The 24,012-nt window shown below is 30.5% G+C and carries 21 protein-coding genes and 1 pseudogene; 12 read left to right on the top strand and 10 right to left on the bottom strand.

Features of this window, described 5'->3' with window-relative positions:
* Positions 1-128: 128 nt before the first annotated feature.
* From IAI10_RS05175 to IAI10_RS05140, 8 genes are all read right to left on the bottom strand, one after another.
* The gene (locus tag IAI10_RS05175) at positions 129-464 is read right to left on the bottom strand and encodes a DUF6618 family protein (protein WP_315672224.1); all 336 of its coding nucleotides are present in this window, start codon (positions 462-464) and stop codon (positions 129-131) included.
* A gap of 10 nt (positions 465-474) precedes the next feature.
* A complete protein-coding gene (locus IAI10_RS05170; protein ID WP_315672428.1) occupies positions 475-1,146 on the bottom strand; it encodes an AAA family ATPase in 672 nt (223 codons plus the stop codon).
* 95 nt (positions 1,147-1,241) lie between these two features.
* Entirely contained in the window at positions 1,242-2,261 is a 1,020-nt protein-coding gene (locus IAI10_RS05165) for a tyrosine-type recombinase/integrase (RefSeq protein WP_315672223.1), read from the bottom strand.
* Positions 2,254-3,216, bottom strand: a complete 963-nt coding sequence (locus tag IAI10_RS05160) for a tyrosine-type recombinase/integrase (RefSeq protein WP_315672222.1) — start codon at positions 3,214-3,216, stop codon at positions 2,254-2,256. Before IAI10_RS05160 ends, IAI10_RS05165 begins: the two co-directional genes overlap by 8 nt.
* On the bottom strand, positions 3,213-4,448 hold the full coding sequence (locus IAI10_RS05155) for a tyrosine-type recombinase/integrase (RefSeq protein ID WP_315672221.1): 1,236 nt from the start codon (positions 4,446-4,448) through the stop codon (positions 3,213-3,215). The genes IAI10_RS05160 and IAI10_RS05155 overlap by 4 nt, the downstream gene beginning before the upstream one ends.
* 128 nt (positions 4,449-4,576) lie before the next feature.
* Entirely contained in the window at positions 4,577-4,762 is a 186-nt protein-coding gene (locus IAI10_RS05150) for a hypothetical protein (protein WP_315672220.1), read from the bottom strand.
* Positions 4,755-6,029 carry a DDE-type integrase/transposase/recombinase gene (locus tag IAI10_RS05145; RefSeq protein ID WP_315672219.1) on the bottom strand — a complete coding sequence of 425 codons (1,275 nt, stop codon included), beginning with the start codon at positions 6,027-6,029 and terminating at the stop codon, positions 4,755-4,757. Before IAI10_RS05145 ends, IAI10_RS05150 begins: the two co-directional genes overlap by 8 nt.
* Positions 6,030-6,123: 94 nt before the next feature.
* Positions 6,124-6,648: a DUF6431 domain-containing protein gene (locus IAI10_RS05140; protein WP_315672427.1), complete on the bottom strand. Its 525-nt coding sequence runs from the start codon at positions 6,646-6,648 to the stop codon at positions 6,124-6,126.
* A gap of 305 nt (positions 6,649-6,953) precedes the next feature.
* On the opposite strand from IAI10_RS05140, the gene IAI10_RS05135 reads away from it, so the two are divergent.
* From IAI10_RS05135 to IAI10_RS05095, 9 genes and pseudogenes are all read left to right on the top strand, one after another.
* Positions 6,954-7,973: a hypothetical protein gene (locus IAI10_RS05135; protein WP_315672218.1), complete on the top strand. Its 1,020-nt coding sequence runs from the start codon at positions 6,954-6,956 to the stop codon at positions 7,971-7,973.
* Complete coding sequence (locus IAI10_RS05130; RefSeq protein ID WP_315672217.1) at positions 7,967-9,727, top strand: hypothetical protein; 1,761 nt, start codon at positions 7,967-7,969, stop codon at positions 9,725-9,727. Before IAI10_RS05135 ends, IAI10_RS05130 begins: the two co-directional genes overlap by 7 nt.
* On the top strand, positions 9,724-10,623 hold the full coding sequence (locus IAI10_RS05125) for a hypothetical protein (protein WP_315672216.1): 900 nt from the start codon (positions 9,724-9,726) through the stop codon (positions 10,621-10,623). The genes IAI10_RS05130 and IAI10_RS05125 overlap by 4 nt, the downstream gene beginning before the upstream one ends.
* 150 nt (positions 10,624-10,773) lie before the next feature.
* The gene (gene dinB, locus IAI10_RS05120) at positions 10,774-11,844 is read left to right on the top strand and encodes a DNA polymerase IV (protein ID WP_315672215.1); all 1,071 of its coding nucleotides are present in this window, start codon (positions 10,774-10,776) and stop codon (positions 11,842-11,844) included.
* Between the two features lie 166 nt (positions 11,845-12,010).
* The gene (locus IAI10_RS05115; RefSeq protein WP_396334347.1) at positions 12,011-12,412 is read left to right on the top strand and encodes an MATE family efflux transporter; all 402 of its coding nucleotides are present in this window, start codon (positions 12,011-12,013) and stop codon (positions 12,410-12,412) included.
* A gap of 31 nt (positions 12,413-12,443) precedes the next feature.
* A pseudogene (locus IAI10_RS05110) lies at positions 12,444-12,727 on the top strand (metal-sensing transcriptional repressor).
* Between the two features lie 401 nt (positions 12,728-13,128).
* On the top strand, positions 13,129-13,494 hold the full coding sequence (locus IAI10_RS05105) for a metalloregulator ArsR/SmtB family transcription factor (protein WP_315672213.1): 366 nt from the start codon (positions 13,129-13,131) through the stop codon (positions 13,492-13,494).
* Positions 13,495-13,516: 22 nt separating this feature from the next.
* The gene (locus IAI10_RS05100) at positions 13,517-15,937 is read left to right on the top strand and encodes a heavy metal translocating P-type ATPase (RefSeq protein ID WP_315672212.1); all 2,421 of its coding nucleotides are present in this window, start codon (positions 13,517-13,519) and stop codon (positions 15,935-15,937) included.
* Positions 15,938-15,990: 53 nt separating this feature from the next.
* Entirely contained in the window at positions 15,991-16,308 is a 318-nt protein-coding gene (locus tag IAI10_RS05095; RefSeq protein ID WP_315672211.1) for a zinc ribbon domain-containing protein, read from the top strand.
* Between the two features lie 514 nt (positions 16,309-16,822).
* Here the strand turns inward: IAI10_RS05095 and IAI10_RS05090 are convergent.
* A complete protein-coding gene (locus IAI10_RS05090; protein WP_315672210.1) occupies positions 16,823-18,199 on the bottom strand; it encodes a DUF2334 domain-containing protein in 1,377 nt (458 codons plus the stop codon).
* Positions 18,200-18,725: 526 nt separating this feature from the next.
* Between IAI10_RS05090 and IAI10_RS05085 the strand changes: the two genes are divergently transcribed.
* The 3 genes from IAI10_RS05085 to IAI10_RS05075 all read left to right on the top strand — a co-directional run bounded on the left by IAI10_RS05085 (position 18,726) and on the right by IAI10_RS05075 (position 23,117).
* Positions 18,726-20,720, top strand: coding sequence for a heavy metal translocating P-type ATPase (locus tag IAI10_RS05085; RefSeq protein ID WP_315672209.1), 1,995 nt, complete (start codon positions 18,726-18,728; stop codon positions 20,718-20,720).
* A gap of 334 nt (positions 20,721-21,054) precedes the next feature.
* Complete coding sequence (locus tag IAI10_RS05080) at positions 21,055-21,738, top strand: response regulator transcription factor (RefSeq protein WP_315672208.1); 684 nt, start codon at positions 21,055-21,057, stop codon at positions 21,736-21,738.
* A complete protein-coding gene (locus IAI10_RS05075) occupies positions 21,735-23,117 on the top strand; it encodes a HAMP domain-containing sensor histidine kinase (protein ID WP_315672207.1) in 1,383 nt (460 codons plus the stop codon). Before IAI10_RS05080 ends, IAI10_RS05075 begins: the two co-directional genes overlap by 4 nt.
* 245 nt (positions 23,118-23,362) lie before the next feature.
* Here IAI10_RS05075 and IAI10_RS05070 read toward each other — a convergent pair whose 3' ends face one another.
* Positions 23,363-23,926, bottom strand: coding sequence for a permease-like cell division protein FtsX (locus IAI10_RS05070; protein ID WP_315672206.1), 564 nt, complete (start codon positions 23,924-23,926; stop codon positions 23,363-23,365).
* Between the last annotated feature and the right edge of the window lie 86 nt (positions 23,927-24,012).

Genomic DNA, 24,012 nt, shown 5'->3' with positions numbered 1-24,012 from the left:
CAGCAGATTAAAATTCTGCCAAGCAGCATAAAAACATCACAATCGGGTTCCGTGCAGCAAGAATATGCCGGGTAAAATGCAAAATCTTTTCGATGAAAAAGATCAAGACAAATGCCTTGACCTTAAATTCATATAAGCTTAAGTTTTTTTAAAGCTCTGAGAGCTTCTGCAACAGTAGCGGCATCAACCTTGTTCATCACAGACGAAAGACGTTCGTTGTTCCAAAAGTAATCGCTGTAATCTACTAGATCGGTTCCGACATTGTAAGCAGGGATGCTAATAAATCCTCCGTAGGAGTATTTTCCAATGATAAAGAAAAATCCGCTACGGCTACTTACGTAGATTTCATAATGGCTACCATGATTAATTAGTCGTGTAACAAGACCATTCCATTGTTCTTTGCGCCTACCGATTTTTTCGTTGCATTGAAACTCTACTGGTAAAAAATTAGTTGATTCACTCATAAATAGCCTCCTATCCTAATGAAAGATTGTTACTTGCTGAAAGTATAATATCCGTATTAATAACGGAACATTTAGTCTGAGCACCAATAATAAATGCGTTTGTCATAACATTGTTGATTAGACGAGGAGTTCCTTGACAAAAGTTAGCGATAGCATGAACAGCAGCGTCATCGATGATTGTTCTTGAACCTCCGGCGACTTCTATCCTAGAGTAGATATAATCTTTAGATTCATCGGTAGAGAGTCCTTCGTAACTGTAGTGGACAACGATACGTTGCTTGAGAGCTTCATGTATAGGTTTCTCGAGAACTGATCCAAGATATGGCTGACCTATCATCACAAGGGCAAAGCAGTCAAGGCTATCAAAATTAGTATTCATAAGCATTTTAATATCACGAAGAATACCCGTACTTAGATATTGGCTCTCATCTATAGCGAGTATAAAGGTTTTTCGTTTCTCTTTGAGTAGATTGAGAAGTCTTTCCTGTATGTTTTTGAACATGACTGACTTTTTAGAATTGTAATCAATGCCAAGCTCCTGTCCAAATTGATAATAAAACTCGGAAACACTAACCGTAGAAAGACATATATAAGAGAGTTGAAAAAGATTGGGGTTAAGCGTTTTAGCGAAGCAGCGAAGCGCATAGGTTTTCCCACTTTTATGTGAAGCTTCACATAAAATGGGGTATGTAAAGTTTTTAGATATGTAAAGTTTTTAGCATATATCAAATAAATTCAATAGATATGATTTAAAAACTTTACATATTTTTTTGCAAATTAACTACCTAATGATTTTAGCCATACCATCAAATCTTGATTTTTCTGCCATTCTGGCAGATTCATATTTTGTATACCTGACAATCTTTCGAGTGCTTTTCTTTTCATATCACCATCAATTTTTGCATAAACTTCAGTTGTTTGCACAGATACATGCCCCAATAGATCTCTGATATAAATTAATTCAACTCCTGCCTGCAACCAGTGAACAGCCCTGCTATGTCTTAATGTATGTGGTGATATATCCTTTGGAATCAGATCAGGTCTTTTTTCTCTTGCCATATCAGCATACTTTTTGATGATAGAAGTAACACCTTGCCGTGACAACTTCTGATTGGAATGGTTTAAAAAGAGCAAGTTTTTTTCCGAAAAAAGTTTATTTTTCTTGCAGTTTTCAATATAATTATCCATTAATTTTACAACTGATTTTTCTAAGGGAACCAACCGACTTTTCTTCCCTTTACCAGTCAATTTCATCAGATTTGTTCCATTGAATTTGTAGTCTTCTATTACTGCATCAACTGCCTCCTGAACCCTGCAGGCTGATGCATACATAAAAGTAAGAAGCATCATATGTTTTTTTCCACTCTCAGATGAGCAATCTGGTTGTTGAAGTAATAATTCTATACCTTCAATAGACAAAAAACTAACAACCTTCTGATTGCATTTTTTCTTTGGAATTGCTATAATTTTCTGAAAGACTAACATATATTCTGGATGTTCAATCTGAAGGTATTTGCAAAACGCATGTACAGCAGTTAATCTTTGATTTCTTGTCTGGATTGAACAGCCACGTTCATCTTCAATCCAGTCCAAGAAATCTGAAATAAACTCTCTGTCCAAGTCTGCAAGAACCAGTTTTTCTGGTTTTTTTGATTTTTGCTTCGATGCATAAATCAACAGCAATTTGAAAGTATCCCTGTAGGAAATGATGGTATTTTTACTTGCTCCAACAGTTACAGAAAGATAGCTCGTTAGGTATTTAGTCAACGAATATGCAAAATCATTTGGCTTATTCATCATACACCTCCGGATATATTTTCCCTGTTAGGGATGATGTTTTTGTTTCTATATCTGGATATATCTCTTTAGAAAGTCTGATATATCTTTCTGTTGCTTGGATAGATGAGTGCCCAATATATGTGGATAGTACTGGAAGGGCACAGTACAAATCAATTCCTTGGTCAGACATGTGTTTTATGGAATGGCAGCAAAAGCAATGCCTGAGATCATGAAGCCTTGGCCCTTTTCCTTTTCCATAGTAAGGAATACCACTTTTCCATAAAATTTTTCGAAACATCTTAGATACAGCCTCACGGCTCTTTCTTCCGCCATATTTATTACGGAAGAAGAAATCTGTTTTATTAATGTTTGCCAGATATTTTTCAAAGTATTGCTGGCAGACCATTGTGAGACTTTCTGACATTGGAACAATTCGTTTCTTATCAAATTTTGCATTCTTTATAACCAGTATACCATTTTCAATATCTACATCTTCGATTTTTAATTCCAAAGCCTCTGTTATTCTAAGTCCACATCCATACAGTACACGGAATAGGACTGGATAGACGATATCGCTGTTACTTTGCCGTCCAGGCTGTAGATTATCAACTGTCTGAAATATCCTTTTCATTTCTTCATTACTGAATATATATGGCACAAATGTCTTATTGAATGCATTTTTTATCGTATCTGGAATATATACATCATAACCTCTATTTGAAAGATAAATCATGAATTGTCTTATCGTTGCAACTCTGTTTGATATAGATTTTCTTGATTCATTGAACCTTTGGCTACACCATTTGCTTATTAAAGCCTGAGACAATATTGGCTTTTCCAAGTTGTATTTATTAAGAAAGTTATTAAATGACCAAAGTGTTATTTCTTCACTCTTGTACTTATAATTTTCACACCTTTTAAAAGCTATAAAATCTTCAATCATTATACTAAAAGGAGTTATTGCCTTGTTCATATCCTACCTCCTTTATTTACAGGAAGTACTTCCAATGCACAGGAAAGAAGCTGATTTTCTGCAATCTTCAGATATATTTTTGTTGTCTCTGTGCTTTTATGTGCAAGTATATCTGAGATGACAGGAAGCGGTACATTATTTTCCAACAACCGACTGCTCAGCGAATGTCTAAGGGCATGTGGTCCATGCTTCTTGCCAACAGGGACATGAATTCCAGATACTTTAATACGTTCAGCAACTACAACATAAAGAGCACTAGTTGTTACATTTGTATACGGAGGACATTCTCTGAGAAATACGAATGAATTATCTGGAATGTCTGGGCGTCCATTTTTCAGATAATCTATAATAGCTAGACCAACTTCTTCTGTTAATGGCAGAAGGGCTGGTTCTCCTGTTTTCTGTTGAATGATACTTACTTGACTATTTTCCCAGTTCAATGACGAAAACTTTAATCCGCAGATATCTGATGATCGCAGACCCAGCCTTGCAGCCATCAAAATCATTGCATAATCACGTTTTCCTTTTGAATTATGACGGTCGATACTTCTTAAAAGAGTTTCAACATCTTCTGCTGAATAAGCAGATGGAATTTCACTGTCTTTTCTAATTTTGATATGCGGAAGTAATACAGAAAGATTTGTTTCAATAATTCTATTTTTGTATAGGTAATCAAGATAGCCTCTAATACAGCATATCGTAACAGCTACAGTTTTCTGGGTATATATACCACAGAATTCTATGAAGCCTTGTAGAATTCTGATATTAATCTCTTTTATATCCTTCAATTCCAATGAATCTGTATATTTACAGAATCGCTCTAAATATAATTTGATAGATTGCAACCTTGCTATAGATACATTTGTACTACGAAATTCTAGGTATTCTTTTACGGAATTTCCAATGTATCCGCAAAATTCGTATGTTTTTCTGCAGGAATAATGATTTGATGATAAAGTGTGGTATTTATAGCACTCACTCAGTTTGTTAATTGCCCTTACCTTATCTTTGTAAGCAGGTGCATGGTTTGGATTAGAAAATGCCTGAAGTACCTCTTCCATATATGCCATCAAAAGTTCTTCTGTATAATACATCAAATTTTTCTGATCGGCATATTCTTTAAAACTTTTCCATACACGGGTATAGGCTTTTGTTCCATATTCAGAGTACTTATATTTTGACAATTCCCTTTCAGCCATTGAAATAAGATCTGATATTTTCATGAGTTCCATGATTAATCCTCCTAAAATATATGATTCCGATGAAATCGGTAATTACAGCATATATTTAAAAAGGCAATATGGATATGTAAAGTTTATAATTTGTAAATCCCCTTTACTTGTAGTTTGTATTAAGAACTTTACATATTCATAATATTTACATACCCCATACCTGGAGAAGCTGTAAAAAGACCAACTCCACGGGTGTTTTTAAGATAATCAAGTCTTGAAAGCATCTGGTCGTGATCTTTAGATTTAAAAGCATGATTTTCGGGTAGAGATTTGTCAAATGGATTAAAGGAAAGGCCATAAAAAGCTTTAAACATGATTTGAGTCCTCCATTTTAGAATAATCGATAGTATGGGTATTATTGCGCTTGGTACGTCCGTTTTCAACACGATTGGTAATACGTAAGGGATAATGTTTGTCCTCAAAAAGAATATATGCGTCTTGCATATGATCAGGGAGATAACGTATTTCAACTTTAGAACGTATAAACTGCATAGGTACATCATAAGAAACAGAATCAATTGTGATAGTAGCATCGTTGTTAACCTTTCTAACGATGCGGTTCATAAAGCATTCATCAAGCCATTCCTTGCTTTTAGGAGGTTTTACATGATTGATTCCACGTTGGTAGCGGTCTATCGGAGTTTCACCAATGGTTCTGTTTATTGAGGTGTTTCGTTTTCTAACATAGTCTTGGAGGAGGCGATTTAACTCCTCAAGAGAAGAAATTTCAGAAGAATCAAGGCCATTAAGCCAAGTATCCTTGACTGTTCTGAAGCTTCTTTCTACCTTGGCTTTACTCGCCCCGTCCCTAATTGGGGTATGAAGCTTTACGATGCCGAGAGAGCCACAAATCAAAGAAATCTGGGTGTTTGCATAGGTCGAACCATTGTCGAGGTAAAGTTTTTTGCATAAACCATAGCAGGAGATAGCTTCTTTAAGTACTAATTGAAAATTGTAAGCATTATCGTTGTAGAAAAAACGAGCACCAACTATCAGGCGGCTGTGGTCATCAATAATATGGATAAGGTAAGTACGTCTTAGTTTCCCGTTTTCCTTAATATAAGTTGTGTAGCTGGTGTCAGCCTGATACATGCCGCAAGGATATTCCTCTTCAAAAGCTTTTCTATCCTTTTGATTGAGGTTAACGGCGGAGCGTAAGTTATTCTGTTTGATAAAACGTTGGACGCTTGAAACCGATACTTCGGATTGTTTGATGAAACCATCCTCGATAAGCTTATGGTAAATCAAGGTGGCATTGATTCTTGGGAATTTTTCTCTAAGGTGATAGATTTCGTTGATAGCAGAATCGTTAAGTACCCTAGTTGATCCAGCGTCGGAGCGAGATTTGGGCATTAACCCATCCATACCTTGTTTGCGATAGTACTCTTCCCACTTCTCAAGAGTTTTTGGGTTGTAAATCATGTTTTTACCATTTGGAAGAGTAAATTCTTTTTCAGTCACTCTTCTGTAATATGCTGTTTTTGTGGCATCAGGAAATACACCTTGGATTACAGGAGCAATCAAGGAGAAACGGAAATATGCCATTTCAATAATATCTTTGTTGTCTGATTGGTTATTCATAGCGAAAACACCTCCTAAAACAATAATAATATTGATAGGGTGTAGAGGCTATTTCGGATGTATGTGGAACATGAAAAAATATGAAATCAACTAATTAAGAGGAATTAAAGCGTGCAGTTTTAGAAGAACCTTGAAGAAAAGATTGACCATTGCTTGAAAAGAATTTGTGTAAATCTGATGATGTATTAATTGTAGGTATGAATGAAAGAAAAGTGTAAGAATCCATATAGGCATCCTCAAGCACACCAAGCCAGAGCTTTTTATGTGTAAGGAATAAGTGTTTCCAAGAATAAAGGGTTGACTGAGAAATCTGATATTTATTGCAAAGTTCCAGAACTGAAATATTAGATAGAAAGTAATCACGAAGGACGTTAAGGACAAATATAAGGCTATAGGAAGTATACGGAATCAAGATTTCTGGAAGGATAGCATGTGTGTGCCCACAAGACGAGCAAACTATCCTAGTGATTTGTATGGTATAAGTAGTAGGGGCACCTTTTTCATAGGAAATTAGGTAACGGTCATAAGAAGCATGAAAAGCCCATTGAGGATGTTTTGCACCACAAAATGAACAGGGTAAATTACGAGAAGGTATCTTATTCAAAGAAAAATCGAGCATTGCTTTTTCAAACAGCTCTAATGCGGATAATTTTATAAAATTTAGCTTGCAAAAAATCTTAAATACTCTTATCATAGCGTTGTAGTGTGAACTACTTCGAAGAGAGAAAGAGTGTTAAGCGGGCAAGCAAAACGGACTCTTTCTCTTTTTCTTTCCCCTTTTTGTACAATCATAAGGAATTTATATCGAAAGGTCAATATGGCTTGGTGATAATTTGCTGGAATCTACGTCATGATATGATCGGACTGGCAGGACTTAAAGTAAAAATAATTTGCAGTAAGTTGGTAGTATCGGGGAAATTCTGTGTGACGTACTACAATAGACAAATAAGGGAAAATAAAATACGAAAAAATGGAGTGAAAAATATAGGTTCGGGTAGTACGTTGATATATCAGGCAGCAATATGGCGGAGAACTTATTTTGAAGAAATTTTTGAAGAAAGAACTGACTATCTTTTTGAACAAAAAACGTTTGGGAATAGAAAAGCCAATAAAGCTTTTATGACATACATACAGAATAAAAGTGAGGAATGGGGACTAGGGGTAGGATATCTTTTAGATTCAATTCTAAGGGGGCACAAATTGGATGAGAGACTTATATCTGAAACTACTCAAATATATATAAAAAGAACGGTAGATAAAACCACAATAAGGATATTTACAGCAGGTATTTTTGGAGGAATTAAACACAAACTTTTAGAACTTGTATATGAAGAGTATGAAGATTTATCTTTAGATGAAAGAGCAGAGAGAGTTAAAAAATTGAAGATATTGCCTTCAGAAGTGGAATCTATGAATAAAGTTTTAGCGGAAAGAAGTTCACATGTTGGTAATCTCTTAGATACTTGTTTAAAGGTAAAATACACAGAATTTAAAAAAAGTAAGGGGTATAAAGTTTTGCAAGAACTATTATATGGAAAGGATTGCTATGGTAAGCATGAAGGGGTAAAATGCTTAATAAGGGCTGTTCGGAAAGTTGAAAATGATGACTTAAATATAACGCCTGTTTATGGAAATTATGAATGTATAAATAGTGAATGTAAAACATGTTTTGGTTGTGAGTATCTACTAGGTAAAAAGCTTTTTTTACATGAGGTTAGTAGCAGTTTTAATGAAACTAAGGAAAATCTGAAAAGATGTATATCACCAATAGATAAAATAATTCATATGAAAAGAATTGAAAAAATATATTTTCCTATAATTTTTGAGGCGATAGAAGCCTTCGGAGAAGATGAAGTTGTGGATATTATTCAAATTGGCAATATAACAGATATATTAAGGATTGAAAAAAATAAGATAATAAATCAAGGAGAACAAAAATGTTAGTGAAAAAATATATAGATGATTTAGGAATTGTAATTAAAGAAAATATTACTTTTGATATCAATGATGAATCTAAATATATTGATGAATTTAAATTTTTACAATCTAGGGGAATTATTAATAACACAGATGATTTTTATGATACTCAATGGAATATACGTGAACGAGGTACAATGAAAGTTCTTAAATTTCCATTTAATGAAGTATGGTTTGAAAAAATGAAAAAGAAAAATAAGTTACCTTTTACATATAAGGCATTTAATATGGCTATTAGAATATTTATTGTGGAATCAATGAAAACATATGTTTTTAAGACTTATTATATAGTGACGAAAGTGTTATATAGGAATCTTAATCTTACAAACTTTTTTTCTATAGATAAGTTTGATGACATGGAAAAATATTTTGATAAATTTAAAACTTTTCATAGTACGACTCATGTTTTGGGATTAGAGTTTTTCTCGTTTTTTAATGAATATGAGATAGCATATGAATATAGGGAACTTATCTACGATTTAACTCGGAGTAAAGCGGTAAGTGATGTAAGAACATTGCCGCCTTTTGAAGATATATTTGATTTCAATGATATTATAAATGATTTTGTCCATACTGCATCTGAGAAAGAACTGAAAAGATTTTACCCAATAGTTTTATGGTGGAAAATAACAAATATAATCCCTTTGAGAACGACAGAGTTTGTGGTGACTAAAAAAGATTGTATCAATGGGATTAAGGGAAAATGTTATTTAGATATTAGGCGCTCAATCCTTAAGGGAAGAGGAACAGCTCCGTTGCAAAAGAAAGAATTAAAAGATGTATATAAAGATGAAACCATTGAGATAACCGAGGAAATTTATAATTTAGTTGATTATTATCTTGATTGTGTAAAAAATGAAGTTTGTGATGAAGAGCGTGAATGTCTATTTTCTTACCATTTTTATTATAAGCATAGAGTATTTAAAAACTTTATAAATGCTGATACATCACAATTCACATATAGAAATTTATATGTCCTTTTAGAATTATTTTTCGTAGATATTGTTGAAAAAAAATACAACAGAGATGTTATTAGCAGATATGAGGAAGTTGATTTATTAGGAGGTAGTTCTAATAAGAGACTTATAAAGATGCAATTATATGACACAAGACATTTAGCTATTATAAATTTGATTTTCAGTGGGTGTGAAGCTGAAACAACTAAAGCATTAGCAGGGCATAAGAGGATGTCAACAACTGCTGGGTACTATGACCATTATGAGGAATATGTTAGAAGCTATGCAATAGCATATGCTAAAAGGCTTAAAAGTGAAAAGTATAAAGATACTGAATTGTTTATAGATACTGTAAAAAACAATACTGATGAACAAGAAAAAAGATTGATTGTGTGGGATGGAGTTATAAATAGAGATAAGAAGAGTAATATTAGATATAAAAAAGTTGATGGAGGGTACTGTACACATACTCTAAAATCATATGAACAGTGTCTTAAGATGGAAGGGGTTCATAAGGCGTGTCCATACTTTGAACCTGATAATGATGAAATGATAATAGAAGAAATCAAAAATGTAAATCATCAAATAAGAGCTGAATTAGATACGCTAAGAGAGCTCTTGGAATCTGAAAAAATGATATCTAATGTATCTGAAAAAAGAGCCGTGGTATTAGAAAAGATAAGAAGGCTATCAAATTCGAAAGCAGAAACGATGAGCAAGTTATCTAGTATGGAATTAATTGAAGCAAATGAGGGGCAGGTATGAGAAATAAAAAACAAGAGAATGAAAAAAAAGAAGGTAAAGTTGGTAGAAAAAGAACTTTTACAACAGAAGAATTAAACTATGTTATAAAAATGTACATATCTACCAAAAAGTATATAACAAAGTTATCTGGGAAACATATGGCAGAGTTTGCTCAAAGATATCTAGTTGAGCAAAATTCCAAATATGAAAATATACAAGGATATCATTTTAATAGAAATCAAGAAATAAAACAAGCTATTAAAGATTATGAAACTCAAACATCTACTATTAAACTCACAGGCAAAAAAGATACTCGTACAATGGTTAGATTTAATATTGATGCATTTTTTAAATTAACAAAAGGTGATGAGAATTCTCAGAGAAAGATATTGCAATCGTTCAATTCTAATTATGAAAAAACATATAGAGATTTAGCGAAGGTTGATAAAAAAGTTGAGGAATTGGAGATACAATATAGGAAAGATATAGCTGAAAAAGACGAAGAGATAGTAGCACTTAAAAAGCGTAACATAGAACTATCTACAGATAACAGAAAAATTAATATGAAAATAGCTAATCTAAATAGATTAGATAGATTTATTGAGCAATTGGATATATATGAATATTTACGTTCTAAAGGAATGGTGGGTGAGCTAGACCTAGAGAATCTAGAGCTATTATTAAGTAGAGCTGGTTTGATTAAAATCAAGGATGTGTATAATGATATTGAACCAGAGGTCTTAGAATTAAAGGAACTTTCTATAGCAGTAGATGATGATATAAATAACGATGTGGAAATGGAAGAAAAATATGAATACACTGACTTTGTGAATGAAGCTATTGATGTAATAGAGGAAGATGACATGGAAGCTAGGGCTTTTGCGTTTATGGATAAGTTTTCTAGTAAAAATAAATAAGTTGTACGTTAAACTATTATAAATGAAATATTATTATATATCATAATTAAAATAACTATGTTTTTAATAATGATTTACAAAGAATACAATGTTAGATTTTATTTTGGATATAACCATAGTAAAAAAATTTTAACTAGTGAGGTGATACTTATGCCAATAATTCTATATGTAGATATAAATAGTTTTTTTGTATCAGTAGAGATAGCTAATAACCCTAAGTTGAAAGTTCATACGTTTCTAGCTGTGGCAGGAAGTGAGTCTTCTAGAAAAGGTGTAATTATGACTGCAAATTATGCATCAAGAGATTATGGAGTTAAAGCTGGAATGTCAAATAGAGATGCTTTACAGTTATGTCCTAATCTAAAATTAATTCCACCTAATATGGATTTATATAAAGAATATTCCAATAAGGTAATGGATATTTTATTTAGTTACACACATAAAGTAGAGAAGCGAAGTATAGATGAAGCTTGTATGGATATAAGTGGGCTTGTATTTGATTATGATAATGGTAAATTTTTAGCTCTTAAAATAATAAATGAAATAAAAAAAACATTAGACATATCTGTAAGCGTAGGATTAAGCTTTAATAAGAGTATGGCTAAGCTAGGTAGCGACTTAGCAGGACCATTAGAAGTTTTTTTAATAGCTAAAGAATCTATTGAAACAATTGTATGGCCATTACCTGTAAAATATTTAATGGGAGCTGGACCTAAAACATGTAAAAAACTGAGAAATGTAGATATTAACACGATTGGTGATCTGGCGAACACTGACATACTGTTATTAAAAACTATACTTAAGAAACAAGGCGAAGCCTTATATAATTGTGCTAATGGTCTAGATGCATCTCCAGTAAATCATGTACAGACGCTACCTAAGAGTATAGGAAATTCGAAAACAGTTTCTTCAGACATGACAACAATAGAAGAATGCGAAGAACTTTTAAAGTCGATAGCAATTAGTATTGAGCAGAGATTACTTAAGTATCAAGCAACAGCTACTACAATATCTATAGTAATAAGAACAAATGACTTTAATACAATTACAAGACAGAAGACATTTGAGGGGCCTATTAGTTCAGGAGATACTATATATGAAGAAGCATGTTTATTATTTAAAGAAAATTGGAAAAAAGAAATTCCAGTTAGATTACTAGGCATATCTATGTCGGGTATAGAATACTTTAAAAGACAATTATCTTTTATGGATATGATTTAGGTATTACAGTAAGAGTTACCTCTATTGGTATATCAGCATATGTAGCACATAATGTAGCTGGAAATATCGAAGGATATTCATATATACCTGCCATGGAATTTGGCGTTGATACAGTGACTTTTGTTGGAATAAGCCTTGGAGAAAATGACATTAGGAAATCTAAAACATTAGTTTTTTATGTGAGTATATTACTACTATTTTTATGGTTTGCATTGGAATTGTCTTTTTTATTTTTGCGCCTGAGCTTGCGAGCCTTTTTACACAAACAAAAGAAGTGCAGGAGTTGGTTGTTAGAGTATTAAGATTAATTGCTTTATTTCAACCTTTTGCAGCCATGACTCAAATATTTACTAGTGCTCTGCAAGGCGCTGGCGATACAAAGTTTCCTATGTATGCAACTTTAATAGGAATTCGGGGTGGAAGAGTAGGTGTTGGGTATTTACTTGGAGTTATATTTGGATTTGGTCTATTTGGTGTATGGATTGGATATGCTCTTGATATTACAGTTAGAGGACTGCTTTTACTAGTACGTTTTTTTAATGGAAAATGGCAGAAAATCGTTATATAATCAATATATAATGTAAAAGTAGAATGGATATATGAGTGAAGAACATGAAAATCATACACATAAAATACTAAAGCTGTAGTGAACAGGCTTTCAAGAGCTATAGGACATTTAGAATCTGTAAAACGAATGGTTGAGGAAGGCAGAGATTGTAGTGAAGTTTTAATACAGATTTCAGCAGTAAAATCAGCAATAAATAACATAGGTAAAGTAATTTTGCAAGATCATATTGAAAATTGTGTTGTTGATGCAGTTGAGACAAATGATAGAAAGATACTTGAAGACTTAAATAATGCAATTGATAAATTTATGAAGTAATGTGCAGTATCATTCTAGAATTTCTGCAAAATGTTAAATTAAGAGTTTTATTATATCACATGTTTAATAATTATTATAAAAAGAAAGTAAGTTATCGGAAAGTATAATTTTTTTGATTATATAAATTAGAGAAGACTTTAAATACAAATCATAATTTTGATTATAGATTAAAAAGATAGCCAGCACAGAATTATTTTTAAAACATTCTGTGCTGGCTTTTTTCGCAATTCTAAATAAGTTTAAATAAAAGTGTATTATATTAACAGTTTATATTATTATTATTATTATTTTACTAAAAATATAGTGACGAATTATTAATTTTATTGACAAAATAGAGTAATGATATATATAATGAATATATGAACAAGTATTCATGTGTTCATGCGAGGAAGGTGGTAGTTATGGAAAATAATAAGATTGAAACTTGTAATTGTACAATAATTCATGAAGATATAGTAAATAAAGTTAAAGAATGTATACCAGAAGAAGAAACTCTATATGATTTAGCAGATTTATTTAAGGTACTCGGAGATTCAACAAGAATAAAAGTATTATGTGCACTATTTGAAGCTGAAATGTGCGTTTGCGATATAGCAGCATTACTTGGAATGACTCAATCTGCTATTTCACATCAATTAAGAGTTTTAAAACAAGCAAGGCTTGTAAAATATAAAAAAGAAGGTAAAGTAGTTTATTACTCATTAGATGATGAGCATGTTAAGAGTATTTTTGATCAGGGATTAATTCATATATCGGAAAAAAACTAAACTTGAAATGGAGGGAAAGATTGTGGCAAGTAATATAAAAATAGTTAAAGATAATGTTAATTTAAATAAAAACAATATTAAAGAATTGAAAAGAGAATTTATTTTAGAAGGACTTGATTGTGCAAATTGTGCAAATAAAATTGAACAAAAATTGAATGGGTTAGAAGGGATCAATTCTGCAAATGTAAATTTCTTGACTAAGACATTAGTGTTAGAGCTAAAAGAAAATAACAAAGTGGAGGAATTAATAGAAAAAGTAAAAAATACTGTAGTAAATATTGAATCACATGTTAAGGTTATAGAAAAAGGAATAGGCAAGGTGTTAAAAAAAGAGATTCTGCTTGAAGGATTATGTTGTGCTAATTGTGCAGCAAAAATTGAAAGAGCTTCAAATAACGTAGATGGTGTGAAATCAGCGGTTGTAGATTTTGTATCAACCAAGTTAATTATGGAAATAGACGATTCTGCAAAAGAAAATTCTATTATTGATAATATTAAAGGAATAGTTAAAAAGATAGAACCAGATGTTAATGTAATTGTACTTGAGGATAAAGATAAAACAGCACGATCTAAGAAAGAAGAAGTTGAAGAAGAAAGCAATAAGAGAGAAATTATTAGATTTGTCACAGGAGCAGCAATATTTGGAATTGCAACAGCTATGAAACTTCCTGAAACAGTAGAATTATTAATGTATTTAATAAGTTATTTATTGGTTGGAGGAGAAGTCGTATTAAGAGCTATAAAGAATATAATGAGAGGTCAAGTATTTGATGAAAACTTCTTAATGAGTATAGCAACCATTGGTGCATTTGCTATAGGACAATACCCAGAAGGCGTAGCCGTTATGCTTTTTTATCAGGTAGGAGAATTGTTCCAAGATTTAGCTGTTAATCGTTCAAGAAAATCTATCACAGCTCTTATGGACATAAGGCCTGATTTTGCTAACTTAAAGATAAATAATGACATCAAAAGGGTAGAACCAGAAGATGTTAGAATAGGTGATGTTATAGTAGTAAAGCCAGGTGAGAAAGTTCCGCTAGATGGTAAAATTATTGAAGGAAGTTCAATGGTTGATACTGCAGCTTTAACTGGCGAATCAGTTCCTAGAGAAGTTGGAGTTGGGGATAACATTTTAAGTGGAGTTATTAACAAGAACGGGCTTTTAACAATAGAAGTAGAAAAAGAATTTGGAGATTCGACTGTTTCTAAAATACTAGATTTAGTTCAAAATGCAAGTAGCAAAAAAGCTCCTACAGAAAATTTCATAACAAAGTTTGCTAGATACTATACTCCAGCTGTTGTTTTTGCAGCATTGGCACTCGCAGTAATTCCACCACTTGTTATAGAGGGTGCAACATTTTCACAATGGATTTATAGAGCGTTAGCATTTTTAGTAGTATCTTGTCCTTGTGCTTTAGTTGTATCAATTCCACTTGGTTTCTTTGGAGGAATAGGTGGAGCTTCAAAAAATGGAATACTTGTAAAAGGTGGAAACTATCTAGAAGCTTTAAATAACGCTGAAATTGTGGTATTTGACAAAACTGGAACTCTTACAAAAGGTGTGTTTAAAGTTACAGAGACAAAAGTAGAAAATGGTTTTTCAGAAAATGATCTTATATCTTATGCGGCATATGCTGAAAGTTATTCTAATCATCCGATAGCAACTTCTATCATTAATGCATATAACAAAAAAATAATTAAAGAATCAGTTCAAGGTTATGAAGAAATATCAGGATTTGGTGTAAAAGCTATAGTTGACAGTAGAGAAGTGTTAGCTGGTAATTATAAACTAATGGAGATAGATGATATATCCTATAAAAAAGTAGAAACTATAGGCACAGTAGTTCATGTGGCTATAGATAGACAATATGCAGGATATATAATAATATCTGATGAAGTTAAGGCAGATTCAGCACAAGCAATTATGGATCTAAAAGCTATTGGAGTTAAAAAAACAGTAATGTTAACAGGAGATAATAAAACAGTTGGTACTAAAGTTGCTAAACAGTTAGGTTTAGACGAAGTTCATGCTGAATTACTTCCAAATCAAAAAGTTGAAAAGTTAGAGGCACTTGATAGAGAGAAATCAGCAAAAGGAAAGTTAATATTTGTTGGTGATGGAATAAATGATGCACCTGTTTTAGCTAGGGCTGATATAGGTATAGCAATGGGTGGCGTTGGTTCTGATGCAGCTATTGAAGCTGCTGATGTAGTAATAATGACAGATGAACCTTCAAAGATTGCTTCAGCTATAAAAATTGCAAAGAAAACAAGAACTATAGTAATGCAAAATATAGTTTTTGCACTAGGTATTAAAGCCATTTTATTAGTTTTAGTAGCACTAGGACTAGGAACAATGTGGGAAGCAGTATTTGGTGATGTTGGAGTAACTTTACTTGCAGTATTAAATTCTATGAGAGCTATGAAAACTGAGAAAATATAATTAACAATAATTTGAAATATATAACGAAAATATGTTTGAAAGAGGTGTGTAAAATGGGATTAGATCATTTATTTAGAATTCTTAACGGAGGACACCATGGAGGGGGACACCACGGAGGGCATCATGGAGGACACCATGATAGAGGATACTATGATGATAGAAATTATAATTATCCTAAAGAACAGCAAGGCTATGAGTTAATGGATGAGAAATATTGTCCTAAGTGCTCAGCAAGGATTTCATCAAAAGATAAATTTTGTAATAACTGTGGTGCATCTATAAATTCAGTTCCACAATGTAAAGGCTGTGGTGCAAAATTACAACCTGGAGCATCGTTTTGTTCAGAATGTGGATTAAAGGTGAATAGTTAATTATAATCTAAAGTAAATTAGTATATTGTTAATCTCTGCTGACTACTAAGAAACTTGTAGTTAGATTTATTCTAAAATATTATAAGATTGAATTTGATGTTGAAAAACCAGCGAAGTTTAGATTAAACTTTGCTGGTTTTTATAGTGTGTCCAGCATGGATGCACCAGGCGGAACAACAATGAAATTTTTTTGATAAAATAATATTAAAGGTATATAATAATTTTCAATAAAGTTTTCTTTTTGGAAAATATAACGGAAATTTATAAAAACTAAAGCAATTTTTTAGCTTAATTGCTTTAGCTTTTCTATAATTACTCGAACTGTAAGAATATTTATTATTCGCTTTAAATTGTAGGCAACAAAATATGTATTAATTTATTTTAAATTTATTTTTCTTTTAGTTAGCTTTGATAATATAGGATAATATATTTACATGTTAAATTTAGAATATAATTTTAATTTTTATATATATTTACAATTTATGGCGGTAAATCAATTAAAATGTATATAGAATTATTTGTTCTTAAGTTCACTAATATAGACTGTTGTATAGTTATTTGAGTTAAGGGTCTTAATAATTTTTTGTAATGGAGAATTTTCATCATAAGTTATATTAAGTTGATTGTTATTGATATTAAAATCTATATAATTCAATTCAATAAAAGGATGATAATAAAAACTATTAAGTATATTAGGATTGTTTCTATTAAGCCCATCAATTATTGGCGTTGGATCTGAATTTATTACATAACCTAAAGGTGTTGGAACAAATAAGTTATTATTATTTAGGTTATATATATAGTTTTTTGTACTGTCAAATGGTTCGTATATATATTGAAAATAATCTTGGATTACCTTTTTCTGAAGATTAGTTTTTCCATAATGAGGACTTTCATAATATGAAATTGGAATATTTAAAGCGGTGGCAGTATCAAGAGCATTTTCTATTATAGAACGTACTTCAGGAACGGTATTATTTACATCTTTAGTCATTTCGTCACCTACTCCACTTTTTTCATTGCCATTTTGATGAGTGTATCCGTGAAGCCCTATTTCGCCACCTTTATTAATAAGATAATCTAAGGTATTAACAAATCCTATATTTATTAAAGTATTATTTGTTAATAGATTATTATCTATGTTATTAACTGGATATTTAAAGCGAGGAATCCAGCTAACATGAAACTTTGTACTCTGAGAATAAAGAAAATTGGCTATTAATTTTACCTTTGTTTGGTTTTTGTCTATAGAATAATTATCACCAGAAGCAAAATCTTCAAGCCTAATTAAAGCAATTTTTTCAGTATATGATACAGGAGAATTTTCAGATACTTTTATATTATTATTCAATAAAGTAATGCTATTATTTTTAAAATCAAAAATAGCAATTAGGTTAAATATTTCTTCTATATCTGAGATCGAAATATAGATAGTATTATCTTTAGATATTAAATTACCACGAAGAGTACCTATTTTAGAATTTTTGGTGTAAGAATTTTCAGTTAAATAAATATTATTATTAATATTATCGTATAATAATATTTTATTTATATCAAAAGTATCAAAGGTATAGTTAAGTTTGCTAGAAATAAAATCTAATGGTATATAATATCTTTGCGATTTGAGCAACACTGGAACATTGGTAATACCATATTCATTTAAAATATTTAAAGTTATTCCATTGACCGTATTTATAGGCGTATTTTCAAATTTAATTTTTGGAGTATAGTTGCTTTTAAAATTATTATTAGGAAGGGAACTAGAATATACGTTATTATTTAGTATAGCTAAATTTCTATGGAGAAATTTATAATAAAAAAGTGGATTAATTAATATAAATAATGACAAAATTAGAAATATGAATATAAATATTATTTTTTTCTTCTGCATAATTTTTTTGCCTCACTATGTTTGAAATAATTCTTTAAATATTTTACTGTAGATTTGTGACAAATGTTTGTCATATCTACTTAAAATAATAAAGTCGTGAAATAGATAATATCTTATAAAAGAATAAGATTTAATCAAAATTCTATGAGTCCAATTCTTTTAAATAAACTTATAGGGAAGGTTTGAATATATATGTTTTAGTTCTTATATAAAATTACTTGACATGAAAATGAGATTAATAAAATAAAGAATGCTTTGAAAAACGTAAACAATATAAGATTATATAAATGGTATTTCTTCTATATACATACAAACTAGAAAGTGACATTAAGGTGAAAAATGTCTAAATGATTCATATGAGATTCAAATTTATGATTAAATAATAAAAAATAATAGATTACTACTAATATAAATCAAATTTTTATAAATAATCATATATAAATCTGAAATATTTATGTATATAATATCTATTTCACATATATTTAAGGGTTCTGGAGATATTATTAATGATAAGGTGGTGGTATTATTGGAAAAAGGAAGAAGAAAAAAATTAAAGCTTGATGAATTAAAATATGTTAGTTATCCCTCTAAAACACAAGATAGAGTAAGCAGAATAGAGAGTAACAATAAAAGCGAGGAGAAACAAGGACATTCACATAGCCATGGTGAGGGAGAAAATAGAAAAGAAATGATTAGGCTTATAATAGGAGCTGTATTTTTCGCAGTTGCTATTATATTTAAGTTTACCAATATCATTGAATTTGTTTTGTATTTAATAAGTTATATATTAGTTGGAGGAGAAGTTGTTTTAAGAGCTGTTAAAAATATAGCTAGAGGAGAAGTATTTGATGAAAATTTTCTGATGACTATTGCAACTGTTGGCGCATTTTTTATTGGAGAATATCCAGAAGGTGTTGCAGTAATGTTGTTTTATCAAGTAGGGGAATTTTTTCAAGATGTTGCTGTCAACCGTTCAAGAAAATCTATTACAGCACTTATGGATATAAGACCTGATTTTGCAAACTTAAAAGCAGGAGACGAAATCAAAAAGGTTTCTCCTGAAGAAGTTAAAATTGGAGAAAATATTGTTATAAAACCTGGAGAAAAAGTTCCATTGGATGGAACCGTACTTGAAGGAAAATCAATGGTAGATACCTCGGCATTAACTGGAGAGTCAGTACCAAGATCAGTACAGAGTGGAGATGCAATACTCGGAGGATTCATTAATAAAAATGGATTACTAACAGTTGAAGTTACTAAGGAGTTTGGAGAATCTACAGTATCAAAAATATTAAGTTTAGTAGAAAATGCTAGTAGTAAAAAGGCTCCTACTGAAAATTTTATAACAAAGTTTGCAAAATATTATACCCCTGTAGTTGTGATGGTTGCTGTGCTTTTAGCAATTGTACCACCTTTTTTTATAAGTGGAGCTACATTTTCAGATTGGATATATAGAGCGCTGGTATTTTTGGTTATATCATGTCCATGCGCATTGGTTATATCAATACCACTTGGCTTTTTTGGAGGTATAGGTGGAGCATCTAAAAATGGAGTGTTAATAAAAGGAGGAAATTACCTGGAAGCATTAAATAACTTAGAAATAATTGTTTTTGATAAAACAGGTACACTTACAAAAGGAGTATTTAATGTAACAGAGATAAGAAACAATGGAAAGTATAGCAAAGACGAATTACTTGAGTACGCAGCCTATGCAGAAAGCTTTTCAAATCACCCAATTGCAGTTTCAATACTTAAGGCTTATGGAAAAGAAGTAAATAAGGAAGAAATTGAAGGTTATGATGAAATATCAGGTCATGGTATTAAAGTTAAAGTGAAAAATAAAGAAGTATTAGCTGGAAATACTAAATTAATGAATAAAGAGAATATAAAATTTGAAACCTCAGAAGCTGCTGGAACTATAGTGCATATAGCAATAGATAAAGAATATGCTGGTTACATAATAATTTCTGATGAAGTTAAAGAAGACTCAAAGGAAGCAATAAGGAACCTTAAGGAGATTGGAGTAAAAAAGACTGTAATGCTTACAGGAGATGCTAAAAGTGTCGGTGAGAAAATTGCGACATTCTTAGATTTAGATGAAGTTCACGCAGAACTTCTTCCAGATCAGAAGGTTGAGGAACTAGAAAAGCTTGATAAATTAAAATCGCCTAAAGGAAAACTTGCATTTGTAGGAGATGGTATAAATGATGCACCGGTTCTTGCAAGAGCAGATATAGGTATGGCTATGGGTGGACTTGGCTCTGATGCTGCAATAGAGGCGGCTGATGTTGTGATAATGACAGATGAACCATCAAAAATAGTTAGTGCTGTAAAGATAGCGAAAAGAACAAGAAAAATAGTGTGGCAGAATATAATACTGGCAATAGTAGTTAAAATAATAGTTCTTATTTTAGGAGCTGGAGGAATAGCAACTATGTGGGAAGCTGTCTTTGCAGATGTAGGAGTTTCTACACTTGCAATTATAAATGCAATGAGAATTATGAGAGTTAAAAATATATAAAGAGATTTATATGAAATACATATAGTCTGTATAATATTAAAAACCACATGTAAATAAAGGAAGGTTAGATTCCTTTAAATATGTGGTTTTTATTCATATTTTAGTCTAGCATCAAATTTATTTTGATACAGCTAATTTGAGTTTATAATATGATGTATTGACTATAGAGAATGTATTAAAAATAAGCAGAAATTTCTGTGGTGAAGTATTCTAATATAGGCCATTATGATAAATAAGAAACTTTAATATCTACATATAATATTCATAAGTTTATGCTAAATTATTAAATATGGAATAATATTATTATTGTTAGAAAATTATGTGGGGTGAAGTTATGAATAATATTTTAATAATTGAAGATGAAAAAAGCGTATCAGAAGTATTAAGAGCATACTTAGAAAAAGATATATATATAGTTTATTCCATGGAAAGTAGATTAGACGGAATTGAAGTTTTTAGAAAAGAAAAAATTGATTTTGTAATATTAGATTTAATGTTTCCAGATATTGAAGGTGAAGAAGTTTGTAAGATATTTAGAAAAATATTCGATGTATATATTCTTATGTTGACTGCTAAAAGTACTTTAAATTATAAGATAGAGGGATTAAATATCGAAACTGATGAATATTTAACAAAACCATTAAGTCCAAGAGAACTTACTGCACGTGTAAATACTTTGTTTAGAAGAGTAGTCGAGACTAAAGAAAATATTATTTCTATAGATAATGATAAATTAATAATTTATGGAGATAAGAGGTTAGTTAAATTAAATGGGGAAGAAGTGAGTCTAACTCCAAATGAATTTGATATATTATATGTTTGGGCATCTAATAAAGGAAGAGTATTTACAAGAGAATCTATAATAGAAAGGACTATTGGAATTGATTGTGATAGTTCAGACAAAATTATAGATATTCATATTAAAAATTTACGTAAAAAGATTGAAGAGGATGGTAAATTTCCAAGATATATTGTGACTGTTACCAAAATTGGTTATAAGTCTGGTGATGAAAAATGAAGCAGAGTATCAGAGGTCGTTTAAGTTTAATTATTATATTTTGTTCTCTTGTTACAGTTCTTTTATCTGCTCTAATTATAAACATAATTATAACGAATACTTTTAATAAATATATGGAAGATATACAAAGCAAAAGAAATTCAAGATTAGTAGGATACTTTCAACAAGTTTACAAGAGTGAAGGAAATTGGAATGCAACGTCAGGCGAGGAAATGATGCATGAAGCATATATGAGTAATTATTGTCTCACTCTCTTAGATGAAAACAAAAAGGTTGTATGGGAAATGAATCCGAATGACATAAAATATAAAAACCATATAATGATAAATGGTAAAGAGGAAAAGGGTGTTTATTCTACTAGCACTTTTGAGATAAATGTTAATGAAAAAACTGTAGGATATATTTTAGTAGGACAATATTCACCAGTTTTACTTTCAAAAGAAGATGTAAGTTTTAAGACAGAAATTAACAAGGGTATCATCTTTGGTGGTGTATTGACTTTAATAGTAGTAATAATTATAAGCTTAATTTTATCGAAGCAGTTTTCACAGCCTATCAAAGAAGTTTCAAAAACTTCAGTAAATCTATCAAAGGGAAATTATGATGCTAGATCAAATATAAAAAGTAATATTGAAGAAATTAGAAATTTGACTGAGAGCATAAATGATTTAGGTGAGAAACTAAATAGTCAGGATTTACTTAGAAAAAGACTTGTTTCAGATATATCGCATGAAATAAGAACTCCACTTAATGTGCTTCAGAATAATTTAGAAGCTATGATAGATGGCATTATACCTGTAACTGCTGATAAGCTTAATAACTTAAATGATGAAGTAATAAGATTTGGTAAGCTTTTAAACAATTTAAATGCACTAAAACAAATGGAATCAGATGAAATAATTCTTAAATTAGGACTAGTTAATATGGAAGAACTTCTTTCTACTATAGTTAATGACTTTTATATTGCTGCTGACGAAAAAAATATAGAATTAATTATGAATAAAGAAGAGAATAGGGATTGTGTAGTACGAGGTGATTATGATAAATTAAAGCAAGTATTTATAAATATAATATCTAATGGAATAAAATTTAACAACACCAATGGAATAGTATGGATTAATATTAGTAGTAATGAAGATTATGTTATAGTTAAAATTAAAGATAATGGCATGGGGATTAAAAAAGAAGATCTTCCATATATTTTTGAAAGAATGTATCGTGGAGATAAGAGCAGACATAAGATTGAAGGGAAGGGAATTGGTCTTACGCTCGTAAAGAAGATATTAACACTGCACTCTGGAAAGATAGATGTGGAAAGTAGAGAAAATAAAGGTACTTCATTTATAGTTAGATTAAACAAAAATATTGAAATTATATAAGTATTGTCATTAAATCTATATATATAATTCAAGAAATTATATATTATGAAGAAAATGGGGCAGACAGAATAAATTAAGTCTTGGAGTTCAAGAAAAAGTGAATTAATTGCAAAGCTAATAGATTATGTGAAAAATAAAGAGACTTATTATTTTAAGTCTCTTTGTTGTTGTATAAAAATTATTTGGTTAATTATAGAAGCTTATAATATTAATACAATACTAACATTGATTATATCTAAATTTTCCTATACCTTTAAAAACTTAAATAAGGACCATGAACTTCCAAGTCCCCCTATAATAATACCAGCTAAAATAAATTGCCATTGAAAAGCTTGAGTAATATAAGAAGGAGAAATTATGTTTACCAAAAGTAAATTTTCATTTATTTTTGAAAAAACTATTTTATAAATATAGTACAGCAAGATATTAGCACTAACTGCTCCAATCAAACCTATAATTGCACCTTCAATTATAAATGGCCATCGTATAAACCAATCAGTTGCTCCAACAAATTTCATTATTTCAATTTCTTTACGTCTTGAATATATGGCGAGTTTTATAGTATTACTAATTAAAAATACTGAAACTACCGTCATAAATATAAATAGAGAAATTCCAATCCATTTTATGCTCTTAGATATAGAAAGTATTTTATCAGTAAACTCCTTATCATTACCGATGGATTCTATACCATCAATATTCTCAATAGAACTTATTACTTGTTCAGAGATTTCTGGATTTTCTAATTTTACTCTATATAAATTAGGCAGTGGATTATTTAATGTGGAGCTAGAATATAAATAGTACAAGTCAAAATGAGAAAATCCTATAGATTAAAAGGTGGTACAATAAATGTATCAGATGAAGGAGGATCTCATTATGGCAAAACAATTTG

It is taken from the genome of Clostridium sp. 19966, assembly GCF_032335695.1.
Taxonomy (GTDB): Bacteria; Bacillota; Clostridia; order Clostridiales; family Clostridiaceae; genus JACTOJ01.
The sequence above is the reverse complement of the archived record's forward strand: the minus strand, read 5'-3'. Positions and strand labels throughout refer to the sequence as shown.